Origin of the sequence: Bariatricus sp. HCP28S3_D3 (assembly GCF_052065755.1) — a bacterium.
Taxonomy (GTDB): domain Bacteria; phylum Bacillota; class Clostridia; order Lachnospirales; family Lachnospiraceae; genus Allocoprococcus.
Genome location: NZ_JBQHTK010000039.1, coordinates 1 through 25,185 on the forward strand (window position 1 = coordinate 1; position 25,185 = coordinate 25,185).

The window sequence follows — 25,185 nt, forward strand, 5'->3', positions numbered from 1 at the left end:
TCTGGACAATTCCATTATATCAAAAGAGCGTTATTTATGCCCTTTTTATTGGCTGAAATATTGAATTTTCAAGGTACAGAACACCTTATCGGTGTGGGAAGTTTGAGTTATTTAATTAGTTGGAAATACCTTTTGACCCCAGCATCTTGCCACGATGCTGGGGTCAAAAGGTATCTTTGCAATAAATTGTATTAATTGTTTTCAAAATAATAGTTAAAAACATATTCAGATTGCCCAAATCACTGCTGTATACAAAGGTTTTTGGCATTAATATCCGTACAATTCATAAACAATTAATACATTTGTTTAAAGACATGGCTTTTGACGCCAACATCATGACGGAAGGACCGTCCCCTATTACTACATAAATTTCTCAATCACATACAGTACGCCATCTTCATCATTAGACTTCGTGATATAATCCGCCTTTTCACGAACTAGCGGCTGTGCGTTCTGCATTGCAACGCCGAGTCCAGCGTATTCAATCATCGTTACATCATTATACCCGTCACCGCAGCAGATCATTTCATCGGCAGTCAGCCCGATGCTGTTCAGTAGTTTCTGTAAAGAAAAGGCTTTGTCGATATTCTGCGGCATGATTTCCAAAAAGAATGGGTCGGAACAGTAAATGTTCAGATAGCCGCGGAAATGGGAAATCATTTCTTTGCGGACTTTTTCGATTTCCGCAGGTTCTCCTGTGAGGAGAAATTTATTATTTGATATTGAAGATACTTCATCAAGAAAATGGTCCGTCTGCTTAATCGGCATATGATTGATTCGTGACTCCAGTTCTGCGTATTGATTAATCTGAAGCCCGGAAATCAGTTCGGAAGGACCATATGCAAGAATATCCACCGGATATTTCGACGCGATTTCGTAAATCGGGCAGATGGAATCTGCAGGCAGAGTTCTGTTATAAATTATTTGTCCGGAGCGGCAATCTGTGATCCGGGCGCCGTTAAAGGAAAGAATATAACTTCCATAGCGCTCAAGATGCAGCTCTCTGGCGAGCGGTTCTACTCCACAGGTAGGGCGTCCCGATGCCAGGACAACTTTTTTCCCATTTTCCTGAATTCGGATCAATGCCTCCAATGTAGGAGGCGTGATTTTTTTCTCTGAGTTGGTCAGGGTGCCGTCTAAATCCAGTACAAGAATCTGATAGTTCATCGTTTTACCTCAGTTTCATTTCTTTCAGTGCCGAAACGATTTCCGGGAATTCCATGCTGTGGGATGCTTTTACAAGAATCGTATCCCCTTTCTGAATGACATTCTGGATTTTTTCAAGGAACTCCTGCCGTGTTTCAAAATAGAGTACAATACTTTGCGTAGCATGTGCCTTTGCACCGCTGTAAGCATGACGGGAAAGTTCGCCGATACAGCAGATGATGTCAATCTGCTTTTCGGCGGCGTAGGAACCGGTGTTGTAGTGAAGTTCGCATTCGTTTGGACCCAGTTCAAACATATCGCCCATGATGGCAACTTTTCTTCCGGAAGCGGTTGCAAGTACGTCCAGTGAGCTTTTCATGGAGATTGGATTCGCATTATAACAGTCATCAATGATGAGCAGGGAATCGGTCTCAATCAGATTGGTTCTTCCGGAAATGGTCTTTAAGGATTCGATTCCGGACTTGATTTCCTCCGGTGTAAGTCCAAGTGCGAGTCCGGTGCAGGCTGCGGCAAGGGCGTTGTATATCATGTGTTCGCCCGGAACCGGGATATGTACACGGATGGAACCGGCGGACAGGTGCAGAGTACAATTTGTTCCGCGAAGTCCGAGGTTCTCAATCTCATCGGCGTAAGCATTTCTTTCCGGGGAAAGTCCAAAGAAAACGGGAGACTTTCCCTGTACAGAAGAAACAGTGCAAAGCTTGTCATCGTCACCGTTCAGGATGACACATGCATTTGGTTTCAAATGATCGAACACTTCGGTTTTTGCTTTCAGAATTCCGTCACGGCTGCCCAGGTTTTCCATGTGTGCCAGTCCGATGTTGGTGATGACGCAGATATCCGGCTGGCTGATCGATGCGAGGCGGTGCATTTCGCCGAAATGATCGATCCCCATTTCCAGAACGGCAACCTCGTGTTCCTCGCGGATGTTGAAAATGGTCAGCGGGAGTCCGATCTCATTATTAAAGTTCCCTTCTGTTTTTAAAACATTATATTTCTTAGAAAGAACAGAAGCAATTGTTTCTTTTGTACTGGTCTTGCCCACGCTTCCGGTGATTCCTACAACTTTGATATCCAGTGCGTTCCGGTAGAATGCAGCGATATCCTTCAGTGCCTGTTCGCAGGAATCTACCAGGATGTACGGATGCGGACCTTCATCAAGAGGATGTTCGGTCAGCGTTACAAGAGCCCCGTTTTCCATTACCTGCGGGATGAAAGCATGACCGTCCACTTTTGCACCTTTGATCGGTACGAACAGATAGCCCGGTTTAATTTTGCGGCTGTCGATTGCCACGCCCTGAATCTCCTGCTCGAGAAAAGGGGCATTTCCAAAGAAGGTACCGTGACATGCTTCGGTAATATTCTGTATTGTCATATGTTTCATAAGTAAATTCCTCTTTCTTAACGGTATCTTGCATCCAGAGATTTTTCAATGATCATTTCGCATAGGTCACCGTAGCTGATTCCCACGGCAGCGGCTTCTTTCGGAAGAAGGCTGGCGGCGGTCATACCCGGCAGTGTGTTGACTTCCAGACAGTAGATATTTCCGTCTTCGTCCAGAAGAAAATCGGCACGGGAATAGACGTTCAGCTTGAGAGCGCGGAATGCCCGCTCGGTCGCCTTCATCATTTTAGCGGCAACCTCGTCCGGAATATTGGCAGGACAGATCTCTTCAGAACCGCCGGCCTGGTATTTATTAGCGTAATCAAAGAACCCGCTCTTCGGGATGATCTCAATGACCGGAAGTGCCTTGCCGTCAATGATTCCGCAGGCAAATTCGCGACCGCGGATATATTTCTCAATAATAACACAGGTCTCGTTCTGGAAGGATTTCTCAATGGCATCCCGATATTCTGCTTCCGTATTGCAAATATAAACTCCGATACTGGAACCGCCGGAACATGGTTTTACCACGACCGGAAGAGAGAGACCGAATTCGGATAACGGTTTATCTTTGGATTTCTTGTACAGCCAGGTTCCTTCCGGTGTCGGGATGTGGTTCAGCTGGAAGATCTGTTTGGTCACACTCTTGTCCATGGCGAGTGCATTTCCAAGAGAATCGGGACCGGTGTAACGGATGCCCAGAATATCAAAAGCTGCCTGAAGACGGCCATCCTCGCCCACACCGCCGTGAAGTCCGAGGAAGGAGATGTCTGCCATACGGCAGAGTTCAATGACATTCGGTCCAAGGAAACAGTCGGATTTATCTTCACGGGAAGCTTTGACCGCTTCAATGTCAGGCTCCGTCGTGCTGATATTTTCGGCGATGCCCAGGTTTCCGTCCGGAAGATCGAAAACGTCTTCCAGATTCTCAGGTGCATCAGGAAGTCCCAGAAAGACATCCAGAAGGATTGCTTTGTGCCCGCGTTCGCGCAGGGTGCGGCAAATGCCGGCGCCGGAACATAAGGAAACGTCACGTTCGGTGCTGAGCCCTCCGGCTAAAACGATAATTTTCATGATATAGTCACTCCTTTGAACAGTCAGTAATTTCTTTTAAGTTGGTTAGTCAGTCACACTCATTTTGTCAAGCAGTTCTTTCTTGACTGCATACAGCCGGTCTGACAAATCCACATAAACATTGTGTGGATAGAAGAGACGTTTTGTCTCATCCCAGAGGGTGTCTTTCTCCTTGCGACAGTATGCGGCAATTTCTTTGACACTCGGAGAATCGTAGACGCATGCTCCGTTGATGAAAATAGGAACCATCATTTCACGAACCGTATAGGTGCCGCCTTTGAGCTTTGTCTTTTTCCAGGTCTCGACAGGGTCGAAAAGGAGAAGATCCTTGGAAGTATCGATGGTCTCATCGGCAAAACAGATCAGGTCAGCTTTGATCTTGCCGTTTTCTTTCTCATAAATACGGAAAATCGTTTTATTTCCCGGGTTGGTAATTTTCTCGGTATTTTCAGAAAGCTTGATCTTCGGTATAAATTCACCGTCCTTATTCTGAATGGCGGCAAGCTTGTATACGCCACCGAAGGACGGGCAGTCTTTGGAGGTGATCAGATTGGTTCCGACACCCCAAGAATCGATGGCCGCACCCTGAATCTTGAGATCGTGGATCAGATATTCATCCAGATCGTTGGATGCACAGATCGTTGCTTCAGGATGACCGGCTTCATCTAACATTTTACGTGCCTTTTTGGAGAGGTATGCCAGGTCTCCGCTGTCCAGTCGGATTCCGATCTTCATCGGGCTTACTCCGGCGGCTTTCATTTCATCAAATACACGGATCGCATTCGGGACACCGGATTTCAGGGTGTCGTAGGTATCTACCAGAAGTGTGCAGCAGTTCGGATACATTTCCGCATAAGTTTTAAATGCAGTATATTCATCCGGAAAGCTCATGATCCAGCTGTGCGCATGCGTGCCCATAACAGGCACATCAAACATCTGACCGGTGAGAACGTTGGAAGTTCCGACACAGCCCGCGATCATCGCCGCACGTGCACCGTAGATTCCTGCATCCGGCCCCTGGGCACGGCGAAGCCCGAATTCCATGACACCGCCGTCTCCGGCAGCAAATACAATACGGGAGGTTTTCGTTGCAATCAGGGACTGATGGTTAATGATGTTCAGGATCGCAGTTTCCACAAGCTGAGCTTCCATGATCGGAGCGATTACCTTGAGAAGCGGCTCCTTCGGGAAGATTACGCTGCCTTCCGGAATCGCATAAATGCTTCCGGTAAAATGATAACCGCTTAAATACTGCAGAAAGTCTTCTGAGAAAATCCCCAGTTTGCGAAGATAATCCACATCGTCATAACTGAAGTTCAGATTCTTAATATACTCAATGACCTGTTCCAGCCCGGCTGCGATCGAATAGCCGGAATTACAGGGATTGTTGCGAAAAAAAACATCGAAGACAACGACTTCGTTCTCCTGTCTTTCAAAATAGCCCTGCATCATGGTCAGTTCATACAGGTCGGTCAATAGTGTCAGGTTTCTACTGTTCATATCCATTACCTCTTTTCCTTGTCTTTGGAGTTAGACTAATTTGGCATTTCGGTTGATTGTTTCCTGAATGATGTTCTGACAATATTTACCGAGATGCTTTTTTGTATCCTTATCCAGTTCATTTGGATAAATGGGTTTCCCGTATTCCAGAACAACATGTGTTTTTTTAATACGGGGAAAATGATTTTCAAAAATTTCAGCGGTGTTGTTCATGCTTATCGGAACAATGGCACAGCCTGTCTTTTCAGCAATTTTGAAGGAACCGTCATGGAAAGGAAGCATACTTAATTCTTCCCCTTTATTACGAGTACCTTCCGGGAAAATGCAGATTGAAATTCCTTTTTTGACATAGTCGATTGCCTGAAGGATCGTTTTGAGCCCTTCTTTTATATTATCTCTGTCAAGGAACAGGCAGTAGAGATACCGCATCCATGTGGAAAGAAGCGGAATATTCTCCATTTCTTTTTTGGCAACATAGCCGGTCAGACGGCGACAGCGCGAATAAGTCAGAAGAATATCAAAAAAGCTTCTGTGATTTCCGATAAAAAGTACCGGTTCGTCAGGAACGTTTTCTTCGCCGATGACTGTGACTTTAACGCCTGTCATCTTTAAAATGACTTTGAATCCCCACTGGACGATGCGCAGTGAGCTGAGATCGCGTGCTTCCCGGTTAAATTTTCCGATGATCCATTCAATCAGAAAAACGGGAATGGATAAGATTAAATAAAGAATCAAAAAAATTGCTACGCACAAGAAACGTATCATTTGTGGAATCCTCTCTTTCTGGGATGGATGATGGTGGCTGCCAAGGTCCTGCAGTATCATGCAAGCATGACCAAAGTGCTTGGGGTTCCGGGCTACCACGGATTGATCCTGCAACCTAGTATCTTTACATTATACTATCCGAGGAATGAAAATACAAGAAAGATAATATGATATTAGGGAGATTGGAAATTGAACGTGGGAGTCGAGTTGTGGCGGGCAGGGTTGGTGTGATGGTATGTTTGTTAATGCTTGGTCTGTGTGCGGGATGTTCGATTGAGAGAAAAGAGAGGGAAGGAATGGAGAAATTGGAATTTGCCATTGTGGAAGAGGATGACATACCGGATGAAATGAAGGCATTGATTGAAGCAAAAAAAGAGGAACCGTTCCGACTGACCTGGGGCGATGGCGAGTACCTTTATATAGGACAGGGATACGGAGAGAAAACAACCGGGGGGTATCAGATTCTGGTTGATAGATGTCAGGAGACGGAAAATGCTATTTATATTCATACGACACTGCAGGGACCGGCGCAAGGCGAGAAAGTCAGTGAAAAGCCTTCTTTTCCATATGTGGTGATTCAAGTGGACTGGGAGGAGAAACATGTTGTATTTCAGGAAAACAAGGAGGAATAGGATATGGAATTAATTAAGAAGCGAATAAGGACAAATATTTTGGGCAAAACAGTGGTGGATCAATTTACAATCGATGATGATTTTAACGTACCGGATAGTAAAAATGATGTCGGAAGAGTGATCTACGGAGAAGGAAGACTGAAGATAGAAGAGGTCAGAAAAGTAGAAAATTATCTGCGTGTTGCGGGAAAATTATATTTCCGTGTACTTTACGCGGCAGATACGGGAGAGATGCAGCTGTCTTCTCTGGAAGGGAGAATCCCGTTTGAGGAAATGATTTATATGGAAGAAGAAGGGCAGGGGGACTATATCGTTCAGCCTTCCAGAGTTGAGTTTATGGCATCGGTGATCCATTCACGGAAGTTGTCAGTCAAGGCTGTAGCGGAGCTTTCGGTACATACAGAGTGTGTGACGGATGAAGAGACGACGATCGATGTGGAAGAAGAAGGAAACTTATATAAGAAAATGCGTCCGCTGGAATTGCTCCAGCTGCATACCAGTAAGAGGGATGTCTACCGCATCAAAGAGGAAATCACCATTCCCGGAACGAAAGAGAATATCGGTACGTTGCTGTGGACGGACACCGCACTGAGAAAACTGGATACGAAATTATCTCAGGATGCGCTGATTCTTGACGGGGATCTGCAGATTTTCTGCTTTTATGAATCTCAGGAAGGCAAGCTGGACTGGGTGGAGCAGACGGTATCATTTGAGGGCAGAGTGGAATGCATGGGGGCAGATGAAAGCCTCTATCATCATGTATATGCCGATCTTTCAGATGTGGGTGTGGAAATGCGGATGGACGAAGATGGAGAGATGCGTGCACTTGGAATTGAGGCCGCGCTGGAGCTTCGGATCTTGATTTATGAGGAAGAAAAAACGGCGATACTGGAAGACGTATACTCTTTAGAACAGGAATGCATTCCGGAACGCAGAGAGACTGTTTATGAGGAACTGATCCTGCAAAATCAGTCCAGGTGCAAGATCAATGAACGCCTGAATCTGCCGGAACTGAAAGATGAAATTCTGCAGATCTGCCACAGCAGCGGAACGATGCAGGTAGAACACATGGAAGTGGTCCCGGACGGGGTACAGATTGAAGGAATCCTGCATGTAAATTTTCTTTATGTAAAAGCGAATGATCTGGTTCCGTTTGATATGTGGCAGGGAATGGTCCCGTTTTCCTATTTGCTTGAGGGTGGAAAAACATGCCCGGATCTGCGCTATGACATTACCTGCAGGATGGAGCAGCTTGCGATCGATCTTTCCGGAAATGACGAGGTGGAAATCAAGTCAGTCCTGAGCTTCAACAGTTTCCTTAGACGTCCGGTAAAAACGGATGTCATCACTGCACTTGCATTTCAGCCATTCGATGAAGTGCGTATGGGAAAACGTCCCGGAATCACAGGATATATTGTAAAAAAAGGTGATGATCTGTGGAGCCTTGCGAAGCGTTATTACACGACCAAAGAGGGGATTATGGAAATCAATGAAATGACCTCTGAAACACTAAAAGAAGGTCAAAAAATATTGATTTTTAAGGAAAATATGAGTATACTATAAGCATAATGTATACAAGATACAAAAGGAGAAATCTCATGGAGAAATTGGAACTGAAGGCACTGGGGAAGATTAATTTGGGACTGGATGTTCTGGGCAGGCGTGAGAACGGATATCATGACGTACGGATGATCATGCAGACATTGTATCTGTATGACAATGTGATTTTACAGAAGAAGCCGGAACCCGGGATTGAGATCGAGTCTAATTTGTTCTATCTCCCGACGGATGAAAATAACATTGCCTGGAAAGCGGCCCAGATGTTGATGGACGAATTCCAGCTTCCGGGAGGAATTAAGATCTCGCTGGAAAAACGTATCCCTGTAGCGGCCGGAATGGCAGGAGGGAGCTCAAATGCGGCGGCTGTGCTTTACGGAATGAACCGCATGTATCAACTGGGGCTTGATCAGAAGGCACTGATGGATCGGGGCGTAAAACTGGGGGCGGATGTGCCGTACTGTATCATGCGGGGAACGGTGCTTGCGGAGGGAATCGGAGAGAAGTTGACACCGCTTCCGCCTATGCCGAAATGCCAGATCCTCATAGCAAAACCACCGATCAGTGTTTCCACAAAAATGGTATACGAGAAGCTGGATTCCAGAGAAATCACAGTGCATCCGGATATCGATGGGATTCTGGATGGACTGGAGACGGGGAATCTCGAAACAATCGCAGCTTCAATGGGAAATGTTCTGGAGAATGTCACGATTGAAGAGTATCCGGTCATTGCACGCATCAAGAAGTGTATGCTGGCAAAAGGAGCTCTGGGGGCGATGATGAGTGGCAGCGGACCGACAGTCTTCGGAATCTTCAAGGATAGGAAAACGGCAAAAGCGGCATATAACCATTTGAAAAAGCAGGGATTGGCGCGTCAGGCATATGTCGTTAATGTACACAATGTCAGGAGGAGCTAAATATGGATGCGAATTTAAGGCTGGATATGGATGAATATCTGCCACTCAGAGATGTGGTATTTAATACACTCCGCAGAGCAATCCTGCGTGGTGAATTGAAGCCGGGGGAACGTCTGATGGAAATTCAGCTTGCCAATAAGCTTGGAGTGAGCCGGACCCCGATCAGGGAGGCCATTCGGAAGCTAGAACTGGAAGGACTTGTACTAATGATCCCGAGAAAGGGAGCTGAAGTGGCCGAGATCACCAGAAAGAATATGATGGATGTTCTGGAAGTAAGAAAGGCGCTGGAAGAGCTGGCGGCTGAGCTGGCATGTGAAAGGATCGGCAAGGAACAGATCGCTGAGATGCGAGTGGCTGCGAAAGAATTTGAGCGTACATTGAAAACTGGTGATGTGACACAGATTGCCGAGGCGGATGAAAAGTTTCATGATATCCTGTATATCGCAACGAATAATCAGAGACTGATTCTTTTGCTGAACAATCTCAGAGAACAAATGTATCGTCTGAGAGTGGAACATTTGAAATTAAAAGAATGTTATCCGCAGCTTCTGGCAGAACATGATATAATTATTGATTGTGTGGAAAAGAGAAATAAAGAAGCAGCGAAAGATATCGTCAGAAGACATATTGATTATCAGGCAAAATCGGTAGGATATGTGCTGGAAGAAAAATAGTGAGGGCAGGTCTGAATAAGACCTGTCTTTTTTGTGTATACTCCGGATAGAAAATATCAGAAATGAAAGCTGTTTTATCGGGAGGTACATAACGATGGAAAGGAAAATCTATCTGCCGGAAGAATATAAGGTAGAACATACGGGATGGAAACATTGGCTTAAGGTGGGAGTGCGTCTGATGCTGGCGGCTCTTCTCGGGTTGCTATTGACCGGAAGCGTGATGCGGATCGGTCAGACTACTGACAAGGTACAGGAAGTGCAGAAAAGTCTGGCTGGGGAAGTGTTTCGCTTTCATGTACTTGCCAACAGTGACAGCCAGGAGGATCAGGAGCTGAAGCTGAAAGTTAAAAATTCCGTAATTGCGTATATGAAAAAAGAATTGCCGGATGCTAAAAATGCGAAGGAAACGAAAGTGTGGGCAGAAGAACATTTAGATGACATTGAAGAGGCTGCCAAACAGACTTTACTGGACGAGGGATATGCATACCCGGTCCGGGCAAGTGTAGGTTGGTACAGTTTCCCGGATAAAACATACGGAGATGTTACATTTCCTGCGGGAGAATATGAAGCATTGCGTATCGAAATAGGAGAGGCCAAAGGACAAAACTGGTGGTGTGCATTGTATCCGAATCTTTGTTTTGTAGACTGCGTGCATGCAATCGTTCCGGAAGAAGGAAAAAAAGAACTGGAATCAGTGCTTACAGAAGAAGAATATGAATTGATCACAGTCGGAACAGAATTCAAGATTAAATGGTTCTTCCTGGGAGAAAAATAAAAAGAATCCCGAAGAAAGTCATTTGCAATTTCAGGAAAAGGTGGTAAAATGTGTATACCTTTGGTCATTTATGATGAATAAGATAATAATGAAATAATGTGTCCGTCAGCCACCGGGTTGACGGTCCTTTTACGAAAGGGGAAAATATAATGACGGATTTGTTGGTGAAGATGTTTGTAAAGAACTATGAGGATACGGATAATATTTCTGTACGTACAGCTTACGGGGTGCTTGCCAGCGGTGTGGGTATTGCCTGTAATGTGCTGTTGTCCCTGGCAAAGATGATGGTTGGAATGCTCCTGCACAGTGTTTCTGTCATGGCGGATGCATTTAACAATCTTTCCGACGCGGGATCTTCGATCATCGGACTTGTCGGAGTGAAAATGGCAGAAAAGCCGGCAGACGAAGATCATCCATTTGGACATGGCAGAATCGAATATGTGGCGGCGTTAATCGTGGCCTTTCTTGTAATTGAAGTGGGATTTACTTTTTTTAAAGACTCGATCAGTAAAATCAGACATCCGGAGGAACTCCGTTTCCAGATGGTTTCTATCGTGATCCTTGGAATGTCCATTCTGGTTAAGCTCTGGCTTGGAATGTTCAATAAGAAGCTTGGCAAAAAAATCGATTCTCAGGTTATGATGGCAACGGCGGCGGACTCTCTTGGAGATGTCATTGCAACTGCGGCTACGGTAGTTTCCATCCTGTTTTGGAAAGTGACGGGGATCAACATTGACGGCTTTGTAGGTCTGGGCGTTTCCCTGGTAGTGATGTGGGCAGGAATCGGAATTGCGAGAGATACGCTGGAACCGCTGATCGGAGAGGCAACGACACCGGAAGATTATCGGAGAATCAAGAAATTTGTGGAAAAATATGACGGGATCATGGGGAGCCACGACTTGATCGTACATAATTACGGACCGGGAAGAAGCATGGCAAGTATTCATGCGGAGGTTCCAAATAATGTGTCGATTGAGGTTTCCCACGAGATCATTGACCGGATCGAAAGGGATGCGGCAAAGGAACTCGGCATTTTCCTTGTGATACATATGGATCCGTTGGAGACAGAAGATCAGACAGTACTGAAAGTCAGAAAGAAAACGGAGAAAGCAGTAGAAGAGTTAGACTCCCGCTGCAGTATTCATGATTTCCGAATGGTAAAAGGTGAGGATCAGATCAATCTTATTTTTGATCTGGTGGTCCCGAGAGAATATTCGGAAAAAAAGGGAGATGAACTGATGATACGTGTGATCGAGAGAATGCAGGAGATTGATAAGCGCTATCAATGCGTGATCACACTGGAAAATAGTTTTGTCGCAGAGTAGAAGAAAGTAAAAGAGGAGAATGTGAATGTATAGATTTGAAAGCAGAGTACGGTTCAGTGAGATCGATCATACAGAGATGATGACCCTTCCGGCGCTTGTCAATTATTTTCAGGACTGCAGTACGTTCCACTCCGAGTCTCTCGGACTAGGGATTGAAGCACTGAAGGAAAAAGGGAAAGCCTGGATCCTGTCATCCTGGCAGATCGTTGTGGAGCGTTATCCGAAAATGGGAGAAGAGATCCAGATCGAGACATGGCCTACGGGATTTGAGAAAATGTGCGGGACACGTAATTTCCGCATGCGTACCAAAGACGGCGAAGTGCTGGCATACGCCAACTCCATCTGGGTATATATGGATATCAGAAAAGGACGCCCTGCAAGGCCGGATGAACAGGAAATTGCTGCATATGGAGAGGAAGAACCTCTGAAAATGGAATACGCATCCCGGAAAATCGCGTTGCCCAAAGAGACCGTTCCAAAAGAAAGGTTTCCGGTACGGCGTTCCCAGATCGATACGAATGAGCATGTGAATAACTGTCAGTATATCCAGATGGCGTTGGAAGTCATGCCGGAGTGTGAGCGCGCATCACAGGTGCGGGTGGAATATAAGAGATCAGCGGTTATGGGGGATGTTATTTACCCGAGAACGGCTGTGGAAGCGCTGCGAAAAGTCATAGAACTCTGCGATGAAAACGGTGGAATTTTTGCGGTGGTGGAGTTTGAATAGGTAAGAAGTGCCTTGCCATTATAAAGAGAACAGTGTAATATAAAATTGAATCAAACCGGGCACAAAAGAAGCCTGTTTTGTGAAAGGATAAAGAAAAATGGAATTAGGAAAAAAGCAGGTATTAACCGTAGTAAAGCAGGTAGATTTTGGTGTATATCTCGGAAGTGAAAAAGAGAAGGTACTGCTTCCGAAGAAGCAGGTTCCGGACGGCATTGAACCGGGGGATCCGGTGGAGGTCTTTCTTTATAAAGATTCCTCGGACAGGCTGATTGCAACAACGAATGAGCCGAAGCTGATGCTGGGCGGACTGGCGGTGCTGAGTGTGCTGCAGGTAGGGAAATTCGGTGCGTTTCTGGATTGGGGACTGGAGAAAGATCTTTTCCTTCCGTTCCGGGAACAGACATTTAAAGTAAGGCCGGGGGATGAATGTCTGGTGTCACTTTATATTGACAAAAGTGAAAGACTTTGCGCGACGATGAAAGTATATGAGCATCTCAGAAAAGATTCATCCTATCAGAAGGATGACCGTGTGGAAGGAATCATCTATGAGAGCAGCGATAATTTCGGTATGTTCGTTGCTGTGGATGATCAGTTTTCCGCATTGATTCCAAAGCGGGAGGTAACTCCGGATCTGCGGCCCGGCATGCGCATCACTGCCAGAGTGACGGAAGTGAAGCCGGATGGGAAGCTGAACTTAAGTGTGCGGGAGAAGGCGTTTATCCAGATGGATAAAGATGCCCTGATGGTGCTTCAGAAAATCGAAGAATGCGGCGGAAAACTTCCATTTAATGACAAAGCGGATGCGGAGCGGATCAAGAAGGAATTCGGAATCAGCAAGAACGCATTCAAGCGGGCAGTGGGACATCTCTATAAAGAACGCAAGATTGAGATTCTTGCGGATAAGATTGTATTAAAGTAAAAACACACAAAAAATACCATGTGAAATTGTATATATTTCACAAAACGCTGAAAATAAAAAAAGCACTTGCAATTTGTTAAATTTTTGATTATATTGAACTTGTAAGGCGAAGAAATGGTGAAAAAGAAAAGGAGATGTGCAATATGAAGGTACAGAATATTACGAACATTGAAAAGTTTTTTAAGGTAGTTGACAGCTGTTCAGGAAAGGTAGAACTTGTTACAGGAGAAGGCGACAGACTGAATCTGAAATCAAAATTATCTCAGTATGTTTCCATGGCAAATATCTTCTCTAACGGAGAAATTCCGGAACTGGAAATCATCGCATATGAGAAAGAAGATATCGATAAACTGGTTTCGTTTATGATCAACGGCTAATAGATCATAGATTGAATCATATAAAAGTGATAAAAAGGCTGCTGTCCTGCATATTCTGCGGGGCGGCGGTTTTTTTATGTTTCCCAAAATGGATGTCTGTTTTGATTGTAATAAAATCCGGTATTGTTTATAATAGGGAAAGAAAGGAAAACAGGTGGTTCATTATGAATTTCGCGCATTTACATGTCCATACAGAATACAGTTTGCTGGACGGTTCCAATAAGATCAAAGAATATGTGAACAGAGTGAAAGAACTTGGTATGACAGCCGCCGCGATCACAGATCACGGCGTGATGTTCGGCGTCATTGAATTCTACCGTGCCGCGCGTGCTGCAGGGATTAATCCGGTGTTGGGATGCGAGGTCTATGTTGCTCCCGGTTCCCGCTTTGATAAAGAAGCGGTGGGGCGGGATGAAGACCGATACTATCATCTGGTGCTGCTTGCCGAAAATAATACGGGGTATTCTAATCTGATGAAGATCGTTTCACGCGGATTTACAGAGGGTTACTATTATAAGCCAAGGGTGGATTATGAGGTTCTGGAGCAGTATCACGAGGGAATCATCGCGCTCAGTGCATGCCTTGCGGGAGAGGTTCAGAAAAATCTGCTCCGAGGTCTTTATGATGAAGGACGAAAGGCAGCGCTTCGGTATGAGAAGATTTTCGGAAAGGGTAATTTCTTCCTGGAGCTTCAGGATCACGGCATCCCTGAGCAGTCGATCGTGAATCAGCAGCTTCTTGGCCTTGCCGAGGAGACCGGGATTGAGCTGGTGGCGACGAACGACGTGCATTATACTTATGCGGAGGATGAAAAGCCTCACGATATTCTCCTGTGTCTGCAGACGGGAAAGAAGCTTGCCGACGAAGACCGGATGCGCTATGAAGGCGGTCAGTACTATGTGAAATCGAAAGAGGAAATGGCATCTCTCTTTCCCTATGCACTTCAGGCGCTGGAAAATACACAGAAGATTGCAGACCGGTGCCATGTGGATATTGAATTCGGCGTGACGAAGCTTCCGAAGTTCGATGTGCCGGATGGATTCACTTCCTGGGAATATCTGAACAAATTATGTTTTGACGGATTGGAAAAACGGTATGGCAATCCGGGACAGGAACTGGTGGACCGTCTGAACTATGAACTTGGCGTCATCAAAAATATGGGATATGTTGATTATTTCCTGATCGTCTGGGACTTCATTCATTTTGCGCGGGAAAACGGAATCATGGTGGGGCCGGGACGTGGATCGGCGGCCGGAAGTATTGTGGCGTATACTCTGGGAATCACGAATATCGATCCCATTCGGTATCAGCTTCTTTTTGAGCGTTTTCTGAATCCGGAACGTGTGTCCATGCCGGATATTGACGTGGATTTCTGCTTCGAGAGAAGGCAGGAAGTCATTGATTATGTTGTGCGCAAATATGGCAAAGATCAGGTGGCACAGATCGTTACCTTTGGTACTCTGCAGGCCCGGGGCGTGATCCGCGATGTGGGACGTGTCATGGACCTTCCGTATGCATTTGTGGATTCCATCTCCAAGATGGTTCCGAAGGAACTGAATATTACGCTGGACAAAGCCCTGAAAATGAATCCGGAACTTAAGAAGTTATATGATGAGAATCCGCAGGTGAAGGAACTGATCGATATGTCAAAGCGCCTGGAAGGTTTGCCGAGACATACATCCATGCATGCGGCAGGTGTTGTAATCTGCCAGAAAAATGTAGACGAATTCGTTCCGCTGGCTCTGGGGGCGGATAATACGGTGATCACTCAGTTTACCATGACTACATTGGAAGAATTGGGACTTCTGAAAATGGATTTTCTGGGACTGCGCACACTGACTGTGATTCAGGATGCGATCAACCTGGTGGAGGAGAGTACCGGAGAGCGGATCATTCCGGAAGAGCTGGATTACAATGACCCGGCGGTGATGGAGCTTCTGGGAAGCGGCAAGACGGACGGAGTCTTCCAGCTGGAAAGTGCGGGGATGAAGAGCTTCATGAAGGAACTGAAGCCGCAGAGTCTGGAAGATATTATCGCGGGAATCTCTCTGTACCGCCCGGGGCCGATGGATTTCATTCCGCAATATATAAAAGGAAAGAATCACCCGGAACTTATCACCTATGACTGCCCGCAGCTGGAGCCGATCCTGGAACCTACATACGGCTGTATCGTTTATCAGGAACAGGTTATGCAGATCGTGCGGGATCTGGCCGGATATACGCTGGGGCGAAGTGACCTTCTGCGCCGTGCGATGAGTAAGAAAAAAGCGGATGTGATGCAGAGAGAGCGCCAGAATTTTGTCTACGGCAATCCGGAAGAGAACGTTCCGGGATGCGTGGCAAATGGAATTTCGGAGGAGATTGCAAATAAAATCTACAATGAGATGATCGATTTCGCAAAGTACGCATTTAACAAGTCGCATGCGGCGGCATATGCAGTTGTCGCATATCAGACGGCCTATCTGAAATATTATCATCCGGTGGAATACATGGCGGCTCTTATGACATCCGTTATCGATAATCCCGGAAAGGTGGCAGAATATATTTACAGCTGCAGGCAGATGGGAATTAAGATCCTGCCTCCGGATATTAATCGCGGAGTAGGTAATTTCTCAGTGGATAACGGAAACATTCGTTATGGTCTGGCTGCGATTAAAAGCATTGGGCGTCCGGTCATCGAATCTATTATCGAAGAGAGAAAACTGAGGGGAGAATTTAAAAATCTGAAAGACTTCATTGAACGGCTTTCCAACAAAGAAGTGAACAAACGAACCGTGGAGAATTTCATTAAGTCCGGTGCGTTTGACAGTCTGAAAGGAACCCGGAAGCAGCTCATGATGATCTATATCCGTGTTATGGATCAGGTGAATCAGGAGAAGAAATATTCTATGACCGGTCAGATGTCACTGTTCGATATTGTTGATGAAGAGCAGAAGAAAGAATTCGAGATAACTCTGCCGGATGTGGGAGAATATCAGAAGGAGACGCTTCTCGCTTTTGAAAAAGAAGTTCTGGGCGTATACCTGAGCGGACATCCACTGGAGGAATACGAAGAAAAATGGAGAAACAATATTTCGGCTACCACACAGGATTTTCAGCTGGATGAGGAGACCGGCGTGACAAAGGTGCGTGACGGTGCGAAAGAGATTATCGGAGGAATGATCACTTCGAAAACGATCAAATACACAAAAAAGAACCAGACCATGGCATTTATCACCATAGAGGATCTGATGGGAACCGTGGAGGTCGTGATTTTCCCGAGAGATTACGAGAAAAATCAGCAGTATCTCCAGGAGGACAGCAAAGTCTTTGTGAAGGGAAGAGTTTCCGAGGAGGACGATAATGCCAGCAAACTGATCTGTGAGGAAATCATCCCATTTGAGAGAACAAGGAAAGAACTCTGGCTTCAATATGAGAATAAGGCGGCATATCTTGCTGATGAAAAGCATTTGTTCGCGATGATAGCGGACAGCGAGGGGGATGATGCGGTGGTCATTTACTGCAAAGCGGAACGTGCCGTAAAGCGTCTTCCGAAGAACAGGAATATTAAAATAGAGCCGGGAATCTTGAGCAGGTTGACGAATTATTTTGGAGAATCTTGTGCAAAAGTAGTGGAAAAACCCATTGAAAAGATGTATTAAATAGAGTACAATGTAGCTTGAGAATGTGAATTATTTGGCATACTTTAAAATCCTACAACAGAAGGAGACGGAGGAAAACATATCATGGCAGAAAAAATTATCAGAACAATCGGAGTGTTGACCAGCGGTGGAGATGCACCGGGAATGAATGCGGCGATCCGTGCGGTAGTAAGGACAGCTTTAGGAAAAGGCCTCAAGGTACGCGGAATCAGAAGAGGATATTCAGGACTTCTCAACGAAGAGATTATTGATTTAAGTGCCAGAGATGTATCGGATACGATCCAGAGAGGTGGAACGATTCTTCAGACAGCACGCTGCGAAGAGATGCGTACCATTGAGGGACAGCAGAAGGCAGCAGCGATCTGCAAGAAGTACGGAATCGACGGTCTGGTAGTTATTGGAGGAGACGGTTCTTTCAAAGGGGCCCAGAAGCTTTCTGATTATGGTGTAAATACGATCGGACTTCCGGGAACGATCGACCTTGACATTGCCTGTACAGAATACACGATTGGATTTGATACTGCTGTTAATACAGCTATGGAAGCAATCGATAAGGTACGTGATACATCTACATCTCATGAAAGATGCAGTATCATTGAAGTTATGGGACGTGACGCCGGATACCTTGCATTATGGTGCGGAATTGCCAATGGTGCAGAGAGAATTCTTCTTCCGGAGGAACACGATTACAACGAAGAGAAGATCGTGGCAGATATCAAGGAAAACAGAAAGCGCGGTAAGAAGCATTATATCATTATCAATGCCGAAGGTATCGGAGATTCTATGAATATGGCTAAGAGAATCGAAGAGGAGACAGGTATGGAGACCCGTGCAACGATTCTCGGACACATGCAGCGTGGAGGAAGCCCGACAGCAAAAGACAGAGTATATGCTTCCATCATGGGCGCGATGGCCGTAGATCTTCTTCTGGAAGGCAAAACCAACCGAGTAGTAGGATATAAACATGGCGAGTACATTGATTTCGATATTAATGAAGCACTGGCAATGCAGAAAGGAATTCCGCAGTACCAGTACGATATCGCACAGCAGCTCGCATTATAAATAGAGTGATTGGAAAGATTGTATGACGCAAGAGGTTTTATTGACGATTTCCGGGCTCCATCAGATGGAGTTCATGGAAAACGGGGATGAAGAGAATGAACCGATCGAAGTGATTACTCCGGCGAGTTATTATTTAAAGAACGACAGGCACTATGTCATATATGATGAAGTGGTTGAAGGACTCCCGGGAGTAATCAAGAACAAGGTTAAGATTACCGGAGATGATACGCTCGAGATTATGAAGAGCGGCCTTACCAATGCACATATGGTGTTTGAGAAGAATAAGTCGAACTTGACTTATTATGACACGCCGTATGGGCAGATTCAGGTAGGAATTCATACCCGTGATATGGATGTCAACGTGACGGAAGATCTGATTCAGGTGGAAGTGGAATATGGTCTGGACATCAATCATGAGGCTATGGCCGACTGCCGGATATCCATGAATATCCGACCGAAAGAAGCGGCGGACAGTGTGCTGAAAGAAAAGAATAGATCATCAAAAGAATGGCGCCAATGCTAGTGCATTGACGCCATTTTTCTGTGCTATTATTTTTGTGTCTCGTCTTTCTTGAAACGTGCAAAGAAACCTTTCTTTTTCTTTGGTGCTTCAAGTGGTCCGCGCAGTCCTCTTACGGCTGTTATGTAAATGCCGCTTACGGTTGCTTTTACCTCTTTCTTGACCGGAATGAGGTCATAGATCGCAGCGTCACACATCAGGTTCATAATCTTCGGTCCGACTTTGGCTTTAACAACCGGAACTTTGGAACGACGAAGATATTTCGGTGTGCTTTCCATTACAACTGCAGGAAAACCGGCATCTTTAAGGCGCATCTTACCTTTATCGATAATCAGCATAGTCACCTGTTGTGCGGCAGCATCCATGATCTCCTGCTGCTCTGCCTGTTTCTTTTCCGCTTTCTTGCCCAGGAAATATAAGGCAACTACAACAATGATTAAAATTACCAGAACTACCAGTAAAACGATTGTCACTTTGCTCATGATCCCGTCCTCCTAATACATATTATCCATATGACATTGTAACATTATTTGTCGGGGGGTGCAAGCTGTTTCGTGATTCGCAAAAATACAGTTATTAAATTAGCATGAAATCCCTTTCCATTTTAAAAAATTTGTCATATAATCAAAATGTGTGTGTCTGCAAAAAAAAGTGTGTCGATATGTGGAACAACGATGATTTGGGTCTCATTTCGAACAGATACAAATAAGAAGATTATGAGGTGTAAAATATGAAAAAGAAATTTTCCTCGCTGGTTGCAGGACTGTGTGTATCGGCTGTGATCCTTGGCGGATGCTCCGGCAAAATTTCCAATGATTATGTAACGATCAGCCAGTATAAAGGGCTGGAGGTTGAGAAGCAGGAAGCGGAAGAAGTAACGGATGAAGATGTGGAAAGCTATGTTCAGAGTATGTGTGAAGCAAATTCTACATCCACAGAAGTAACAGACCGTGCAGCGCTGGACGGAGATACTGTTACGATTGATTATGAAGGCAAGATGGATGGAGTGCCGTTTGATGGAGGTTCGGCAGTGGATGCTCCTCTGACGTTAGGATCCAACAGTTTTATAGATGGTTTTGAAGAAGGAATTGTGGGACATGGGATCGGCGAGACATTTGATCTGAATCTGACATTCCCGGACCCATACCCGAATAACCCGGATTTTTCAGGAAAGCCGGTTGTCTTTACTGTTACGGTAAAAGGAATCACTGAAGTTCATGTGCCGGAGCTGACGGATGAGCTTGTGAAGACGCTTTCTGATACCGCTTCAACCGTTGAAGAATATAAACAGGAAGTGCGTGAGTTTCTGGAAGAAAATAACGATTCGTCAGCCAGAAACATGCTGAAGAGCAGTGCGTGGGATGCGCTGATGGAGAATGCACAGGTGACAAAATATCCGAAGGAAGAACTTCAGGAAATGATGGATACCATTCAGGGCCAGATGGAACAGAATGCGGCTTATTATGGTGTGGAATTCGAAGAGTACAGAGATACGTATCTGGAAATGGATGAAGAAACCTATCAGACAGAGCTGACAAAAGCAGCGAAGGAACGCCTGAAAGAGCTGATGGTGATGGATCTGGTGATTGAAAAAGCAAAGATCGATGTTTCGGATGAAGCGCTCGATAAGAAATACGAAGAATATGCCCAGCAGACCGGTTACGGAAGCGTTGAGGAGCTGAAATCCGTTATGGAATCTTACGGAAGTCTGGAAGATTTAGAGCAGATGGCAAAGATGGATCTTGTGCAGGACTATCTCGCAGATAATTGTAAACAGGTTGAGAAGAAGGACGAGAATTAGCGCTCACAAGAAGAAAGAGGACAATTCATGATAAAAGCAGTGTTATTCGATATGGATGGGATTTTGATCGATACGGAGAAATACCTGACGGTCTACAAGCAGAAGGCAATGCGCGAAGCCGGATACAGGATGTCTCTGGAGGACGCGTATCTGTTTCGGAGTCTGGATGCAAAATTTGCCAGAGTGAAAGCAAAGGAAATGTACGGGGCGGATTTTGATTATGACGGGATCCGGGGACGCAGGCAGCAGCTTATGGCAAAACATATTGAGAAATATGGACTTGAGACGAAGCCGTTTGTGAGAGAGACGCTCACAGAACTGAGAAGACGAGGTTTTCAGACTGCGGTCGTGACTGCGACAGAGGAGACGAGGGCAGTGCGCTATCTGAAGATGGTCGGATTTGCGGATCTTTTTGATGAAATTATCAGCGCCTCCATGGTGGAAAATGGGAAACCCTGTCCGGATGTATATCTTCATGCCTGCGAGAAGATCAGAAAGAAACCGGAGGAATGTCTTGCGGCAGAGGATTCACCGAATGGTGTCCGTGCTGCATGGAGTGCCGGCTGCCATGTCGTGATGGTGCCGGATCTCACCGGACCGACGAAAGAGACTGCAGAAATGGCGGATTATGTGGTAAAGAATCTGGGAGAGATTCCGGAACTTCTGATGTTAAAATAAAAGGAAAGAGTAAAATGCAGGAACAGCATCCGATGTATGCCGGAAACCTCCTGCATTTTTGAGGTGATGAGATGGATTTTGAAAGAGCAAAACAGAAATTCGAGGAGTATCTGGACGGTTATGACCGTGCGGACGATAAGATCAATCTGAAAATCATACATACGTATCAGGTGGTAGAATGCAGTGGTGAAATCGCGCGAAGAATGAAGTTGTCCGAAGAGGATACAGATCTTGCGAAAATGATAGGATTACTTCATGACATCGGGCGTTTTGAACAGTTAAAACGTTTCAATAGTTTTGATCCGGGGATGATGAACCATGCAAAATACGGAGCTGAGATTTTGTTCCGGCAGGGAATGATCCGGGAATTTCTTGAAGAAGACACTTGGGATGATATCATTTACATGGCGATCGACCGGCACAGTGATTTTCAGTTGGAAGGAATAGAAGATGAGCGGACACTCATGCACGCTAAAATAATCCGTGATGCAGACAAACTGGATAACTGCCGTGTGAAGCTGGAAGAAAAACTGGAAACACTTCTGGAGAAACCGCTTGATGTGCCGGGGCAGGATGTGATCAGTGACGAAGTCTGGAGATCCTGCCAGGAACAGAAATCCATTCTTTCAGAAAGTCGAAAAACATCCATGGACTACTGGGTGTCTTATGTAGCGTATTTTTATGATATTAATTATAAGGAAACGATGGAAATCATTCTGGAGAACGATTATATTTCACAGATCATACACCGGATCACATATAAGAATCCGGAAACCCGTGCTAAAATGGAAATGCTGGAACAGCAGATTCTGGAATATGCCCGTCGGATGACGGATGATCATATATAAAATATTACGAGGTGAAGGAAAAATGGAAAGAGAAAAGAACGAGAACACCATACGCATGATTCAGGAGCTGACGGATGCGGCGGGGGCATCCGGATTTGAGGATGAGGTGATCCTGACTGCAAAAAAATACGGAGAAGAATTCGCACAGACTGAGGAAGACTGTCTGAGAAATCTCTATTTGTATCGTAGAAAAAATACAGGAAATAAGCCGGTTATGATGTTGGATGCCCACAGTGATGAAGTGGGCTTGATGGTTCATTCCATCAAGCCGAATGGAACACTGCGCTTCGTGACCCTCGGAAGATGGACCGATCAGGCACTTCCAGCATCGAAGGTACTGGTACGCAATCGTTATGGGAAATATATACCGGGCATTGTGGCATCGAAACCACCACATTTTATGACCCCGGCGGAGCGTCAGGCAGGAGGAAGCACGGATATCCAGTCCCTGGTGATCGACGTGGGAGCTGTGAGCAAAGAGGATGCAGTGGAGAATTTCGGAATACGGATCGGCGAACCTGTAGTTCCGGATGTCTCATTTACTTATGATGAGCAGCATGATATTATGATGGGCAAAGGATTTGATTGCCGAATCGGATGTGCGGCGCTGATCGAGACGATGCGAAGGCTTGCAGAAGAAGAACTGGCGGTGGATCTGGTCGGAGTCCTTTCTTCTCAGGAAGAAGTCGGAGAAAGAGGCGTAAGAGTTGCGGTGAACAAGGTTGCGCCGCAGATCGCACTTTGCTTTGAAGGCTGTCCGGCCGACGATACCTTTACAGAACCCTATGCGATTCAGACGGCGCTGAAGAAAGGCCCGATGCTCCGCTTTATGGACTGCTCGGTAATCTGCTCTCCGCGGTATCAGAGATATGTGCTGGATCTGGCAGAAGAAAAGCACCTGGCCGTTCAGGCTTCCGTACGGGAAGGAGGCGGAAACAACGGAGCGATCATCAACACCGCAATGGATGGAATCCCTGCAATCGTTGTGGGAGTTCCGGTGCGATACATTCATTCACCAAATGGAATTACGTCTTATTATGATTTTGAGGCGACGGTTCAGCTCGCGGTTGAAGTGGTGCGTTCTATGTCGGAAGAAGTGATTCGGTCATTTTAGTGGAACAGATGAAATGTCTTTTTAATAAGAATTTTACAAAGAAAACCCTATAAAATGAGGAGTGCCGATGCCCAGCGAACTGAGCATCGGCGTTTATGAAAAAGAAAAAATTTATATGAAAAAGTTATTGCCTTTGTTTGATTATTAGTATACGGGAAAAATGTGATAAAACTGTGATAAGAATTTAAAAGAATTATGAATAGAACGTGAATAAGTGTTCATAAAAGGAGGAGAAATACGGACAGTGAAGGAAATACATATGATTTTGCATTTCGAATGAATTATAGTGGAGTCATTTGCGATGAGCGTGTCGGAAAATATCGAATAGGAACGAAGTAAGATGAAAAAATATTCAGAAGATTTGCTTCAGAAAATAAAAGAACGGATCAATCCTCTATTACATTCACGGAGGCGGTTTCTTTGGCGGTCATCCGGGCATCGTAGAAGAGTCCGTAAAAATGTTTGTGGCAAAGACGGATCTTTGTAGGCGGAGACAGCGCAGGCGGCAATCTGACACAGTATTGTACAACCAGAGACTGGGAAGATGGTGCGCATATGGTGAGAGGACAGATGCTTCTGTATCCGACGCTCAACATGGCAAAGGTGGAAGATGAATATTATCATCCGTCCATGGATCAGTTTGAGATGGCACCGAAACAGAAAAGAGGACTTACCAAAATGATCGGCATGTTCGGAGGAATGACGGACGGGCTGGAAGCCATACTCGGAACGGGCGATGCAAAGAATGATTATCTGAATCCATATACGAGAGATCCGAAGAAAAATCCACCGACATTTGTGACGGTCGGAGAACATGATTTCCTGAAGCTGGAGACACTTGGGTATGCGGTGAAGCTGCATAATGCCGGGGTGGATACTACGGCGGTATTGTATAAGGGATTTGGCCATGCATATTTTGATAACGCGGGAGTTTATCCTCAGTGTGAAGACTGTATCGATGAGATGGCCAGATTTATGCCGGAACATTAAAATGGGAATAATGATATGAAAAGCATATCAATTCATTCACTCGGAAGTTCCTCTAGAGATATACGGTTATCATAAATATTGCGAAAATATATGACGCGGAGAGGAGTTTTATCTTTCTCCGCGTCATTTTTAGCAATTCGTCTGTGAATACTCTTCGTAATAGCTTTTCGCCTCTTCGTTTGTCAGAGAAAAAAGCTTTTGTAATTTTAAGATGCTTTTTTCGGGGGGCATGCCTTCCTCAATATGATCGATGACGAATGCCCGTATGCCAGCTTCTCTCCCGATTTTCTCACCTTCTTCTCTGGCTTCTTCACGTTCTTGCCGTAGATGCCGTTCCTGATCATATTCATAAATACTCACACTCTTCGCCTCCGCTCTGTTTTTCTCCAGAAAATCTGAAAGAATTCCTTCTGCAATACACTCTGTAATTGCTCGTTCCACTGCATCTTCCAGATTCATTACTTTCGCGTACTGTCTTACTCTTGCTGTATATTCAGAATAATCTTTTAACAAGATATAGCAAGAATTCTCCCACCTCTTTAGGTGGCGAGATGAATTGCAAAAAATATGAGAGAACACTTGTTCTAAGGTGCCGGGTGTGGTATAATATAATCAGTCGAATAAAGGGAAGGATTGATTATAATATGGATTTGGATAATAATGCACATTCAGTATTTTTGTTATATTATCATTTGATTATGGTTGTGAAATATCGCCGGAAAGTGATAGATGATGTAAT

The 25,185-nt window shown here is 45.2% G+C and carries 25 protein-coding genes and 1 pseudogene; 19 read left to right on the forward strand and 7 right to left on the reverse strand.

The window, feature by feature from the left end; translation table 11 throughout:
- A partial coding sequence (locus tag ACTNB3_RS15805; protein WP_441026799.1) for a hypothetical protein occupies positions 1-195 on the forward strand: 195 nt, incomplete at its 5' end.
- Between the two features lie 165 nt (positions 196-360).
- Here the strand turns inward: ACTNB3_RS15805 and ACTNB3_RS15810 are convergent.
- Genes ACTNB3_RS15810 through ACTNB3_RS15830 form a run of 5 tightly spaced genes read right to left on the reverse strand, consistent with a single transcriptional unit; the run spans position 361 to position 5,889 of the window.
- Positions 361-1,167 carry a Cof-type HAD-IIB family hydrolase gene (locus ACTNB3_RS15810; protein ID WP_441026801.1) on the reverse strand — a complete coding sequence of 269 codons (807 nt, stop codon included), beginning with the start codon at positions 1,165-1,167 and terminating at the stop codon, positions 361-363.
- A gap of 4 nt (positions 1,168-1,171) precedes the next feature.
- Positions 1,172-2,551, reverse strand: coding sequence for a UDP-N-acetylmuramoyl-tripeptide--D-alanyl-D-alanine ligase (locus ACTNB3_RS15815; RefSeq protein WP_441026803.1), 1,380 nt, complete (start codon positions 2,549-2,551; stop codon positions 1,172-1,174).
- A gap of 17 nt (positions 2,552-2,568) precedes the next feature.
- The gene (locus tag ACTNB3_RS15820; protein ID WP_441026805.1) at positions 2,569-3,624 is read right to left on the reverse strand and encodes a D-alanine--D-alanine ligase family protein; all 1,056 of its coding nucleotides are present in this window, start codon (positions 3,622-3,624) and stop codon (positions 2,569-2,571) included.
- 45 nt (positions 3,625-3,669) lie between these two features.
- Positions 3,670-5,124 carry a nicotinate phosphoribosyltransferase gene (locus ACTNB3_RS15825; RefSeq protein ID WP_427807647.1) on the reverse strand — a complete coding sequence of 485 codons (1,455 nt, stop codon included), beginning with the start codon at positions 5,122-5,124 and terminating at the stop codon, positions 3,670-3,672.
- A gap of 30 nt (positions 5,125-5,154) precedes the next feature.
- Positions 5,155-5,889, reverse strand: a complete 735-nt coding sequence (locus ACTNB3_RS15830; protein WP_427807645.1) for a lysophospholipid acyltransferase family protein — start codon at positions 5,887-5,889, stop codon at positions 5,155-5,157.
- A 167-nt stretch (positions 5,890-6,056) separates the two neighbouring features.
- Here ACTNB3_RS15830 and ACTNB3_RS15835 point away from each other — a divergent pair, with 167 nt between their 5' ends.
- The 12 genes from ACTNB3_RS15835 (at position 6,057) to ACTNB3_RS15890 (ending at position 19,018) form a co-directional block, all read left to right on the forward strand.
- Positions 6,057-6,521 carry a protease complex subunit PrcB family protein gene (locus ACTNB3_RS15835; protein WP_427807643.1) on the forward strand — a complete coding sequence of 155 codons (465 nt, stop codon included), beginning with the start codon at positions 6,057-6,059 and terminating at the stop codon, positions 6,519-6,521.
- A gap of 3 nt (positions 6,522-6,524) precedes the next feature.
- Entirely contained in the window at positions 6,525-8,084 is a 1,560-nt protein-coding gene (locus ACTNB3_RS15840) for a DUF3794 and LysM peptidoglycan-binding domain-containing protein (protein ID WP_441026807.1), read from the forward strand.
- Between the two features lie 35 nt (positions 8,085-8,119).
- Positions 8,120-8,995: a 4-(cytidine 5'-diphospho)-2-C-methyl-D-erythritol kinase gene (gene ispE / locus ACTNB3_RS15845; protein WP_441018134.1), complete on the forward strand. Its 876-nt coding sequence runs from the start codon at positions 8,120-8,122 to the stop codon at positions 8,993-8,995.
- Positions 8,996-8,997: 2 nt separating this feature from the next.
- A complete protein-coding gene (locus tag ACTNB3_RS15850; protein WP_427819585.1) occupies positions 8,998-9,669 on the forward strand; it encodes a GntR family transcriptional regulator in 672 nt (223 codons plus the stop codon).
- Between the two features lie 94 nt (positions 9,670-9,763).
- Positions 9,764-10,444, forward strand: coding sequence for a stage II sporulation protein R (gene spoIIR, locus ACTNB3_RS15855; RefSeq protein WP_427819586.1), 681 nt, complete (start codon positions 9,764-9,766; stop codon positions 10,442-10,444).
- Between the two features lie 149 nt (positions 10,445-10,593).
- The gene (locus tag ACTNB3_RS15860; protein ID WP_427807633.1) at positions 10,594-11,769 is read left to right on the forward strand and encodes a cation diffusion facilitator family transporter; all 1,176 of its coding nucleotides are present in this window, start codon (positions 10,594-10,596) and stop codon (positions 11,767-11,769) included.
- A 25-nt stretch (positions 11,770-11,794) separates the two neighbouring features.
- Complete coding sequence (locus tag ACTNB3_RS15865; RefSeq protein WP_427807631.1) at positions 11,795-12,496, forward strand: acyl-[acyl-carrier-protein] thioesterase; 702 nt, start codon at positions 11,795-11,797, stop codon at positions 12,494-12,496.
- 97 nt (positions 12,497-12,593) lie between these two features.
- Positions 12,594-13,415 (forward strand): CvfB family protein, encoded by an 822-nt coding sequence (locus tag ACTNB3_RS15870; RefSeq protein WP_441026810.1) that lies wholly within the window; start codon positions 12,594-12,596, stop codon positions 13,413-13,415.
- A 143-nt stretch (positions 13,416-13,558) separates the two neighbouring features.
- Positions 13,559-13,792, forward strand: a complete 234-nt coding sequence (locus ACTNB3_RS15875; protein WP_427807627.1) for a polya polymerase — start codon at positions 13,559-13,561, stop codon at positions 13,790-13,792.
- Between the two features lie 164 nt (positions 13,793-13,956).
- Positions 13,957-17,433 (forward strand): DNA polymerase III subunit alpha, encoded by a 3,477-nt coding sequence (locus ACTNB3_RS15880; protein WP_441026812.1) that lies wholly within the window; start codon positions 13,957-13,959, stop codon positions 17,431-17,433.
- Between the two features lie 84 nt (positions 17,434-17,517).
- Positions 17,518-18,495: a 6-phosphofructokinase gene (gene pfkA / locus ACTNB3_RS15885; protein ID WP_427819589.1), complete on the forward strand. Its 978-nt coding sequence runs from the start codon at positions 17,518-17,520 to the stop codon at positions 18,493-18,495.
- A 22-nt stretch (positions 18,496-18,517) separates the two neighbouring features.
- Entirely contained in the window at positions 18,518-19,018 is a 501-nt protein-coding gene (locus ACTNB3_RS15890; RefSeq protein ID WP_427819590.1) for a DUF1934 domain-containing protein, read from the forward strand.
- Positions 19,019-19,044: 26 nt separating this feature from the next.
- On the opposite strand, the gene ACTNB3_RS15895 is transcribed toward ACTNB3_RS15890, so the two are convergent.
- The gene (locus ACTNB3_RS15895) at positions 19,045-19,497 is read right to left on the reverse strand and encodes a hypothetical protein (protein WP_427819591.1); all 453 of its coding nucleotides are present in this window, start codon (positions 19,495-19,497) and stop codon (positions 19,045-19,047) included.
- 248 nt (positions 19,498-19,745) lie between these two features.
- On the opposite strand from ACTNB3_RS15895, the gene tig reads away from it, so the two are divergent.
- The 5 genes from tig to ACTNB3_RS15920 all read left to right on the forward strand — a co-directional run bounded on the left by tig (position 19,746) and on the right by ACTNB3_RS15920 (position 24,446).
- On the forward strand, positions 19,746-20,816 hold the full coding sequence (tig, locus tag ACTNB3_RS15900; protein WP_441026814.1) for a trigger factor: 1,071 nt from the start codon (positions 19,746-19,748) through the stop codon (positions 20,814-20,816).
- Between the two features lie 27 nt (positions 20,817-20,843).
- Complete coding sequence (locus tag ACTNB3_RS15905; RefSeq protein WP_427819593.1) at positions 20,844-21,494, forward strand: HAD family hydrolase; 651 nt, start codon at positions 20,844-20,846, stop codon at positions 21,492-21,494.
- A gap of 71 nt (positions 21,495-21,565) precedes the next feature.
- Positions 21,566-22,342, forward strand: a complete 777-nt coding sequence (locus ACTNB3_RS15910) for an HD domain-containing protein (RefSeq protein ID WP_427819594.1) — start codon at positions 21,566-21,568, stop codon at positions 22,340-22,342.
- A gap of 22 nt (positions 22,343-22,364) precedes the next feature.
- Entirely contained in the window at positions 22,365-23,456 is a 1,092-nt protein-coding gene (locus tag ACTNB3_RS15915; protein ID WP_427819595.1) for a M42 family metallopeptidase, read from the forward strand.
- A gap of 462 nt (positions 23,457-23,918) precedes the next feature.
- On the forward strand, positions 23,919-24,446 hold the full coding sequence (locus tag ACTNB3_RS15920) for an alpha/beta hydrolase fold domain-containing protein (protein ID WP_441026817.1): 528 nt from the start codon (positions 23,919-23,921) through the stop codon (positions 24,444-24,446).
- A 129-nt stretch (positions 24,447-24,575) separates the two neighbouring features.
- Here ACTNB3_RS15920 and ACTNB3_RS15925 read toward each other — a convergent pair whose 3' ends face one another.
- On the reverse strand, positions 24,576-24,959 hold the full coding sequence (locus tag ACTNB3_RS15925; RefSeq protein ID WP_441026819.1) for a hypothetical protein: 384 nt from the start codon (positions 24,957-24,959) through the stop codon (positions 24,576-24,578).
- Positions 24,960-25,090: 131 nt separating this feature from the next.
- Between ACTNB3_RS15925 and ACTNB3_RS15930 the strand changes: the two are divergent.
- Positions 25,091-25,185: pseudogene (locus ACTNB3_RS15930) on the forward strand (IS200/IS605 family transposase); the annotation flags it as partial.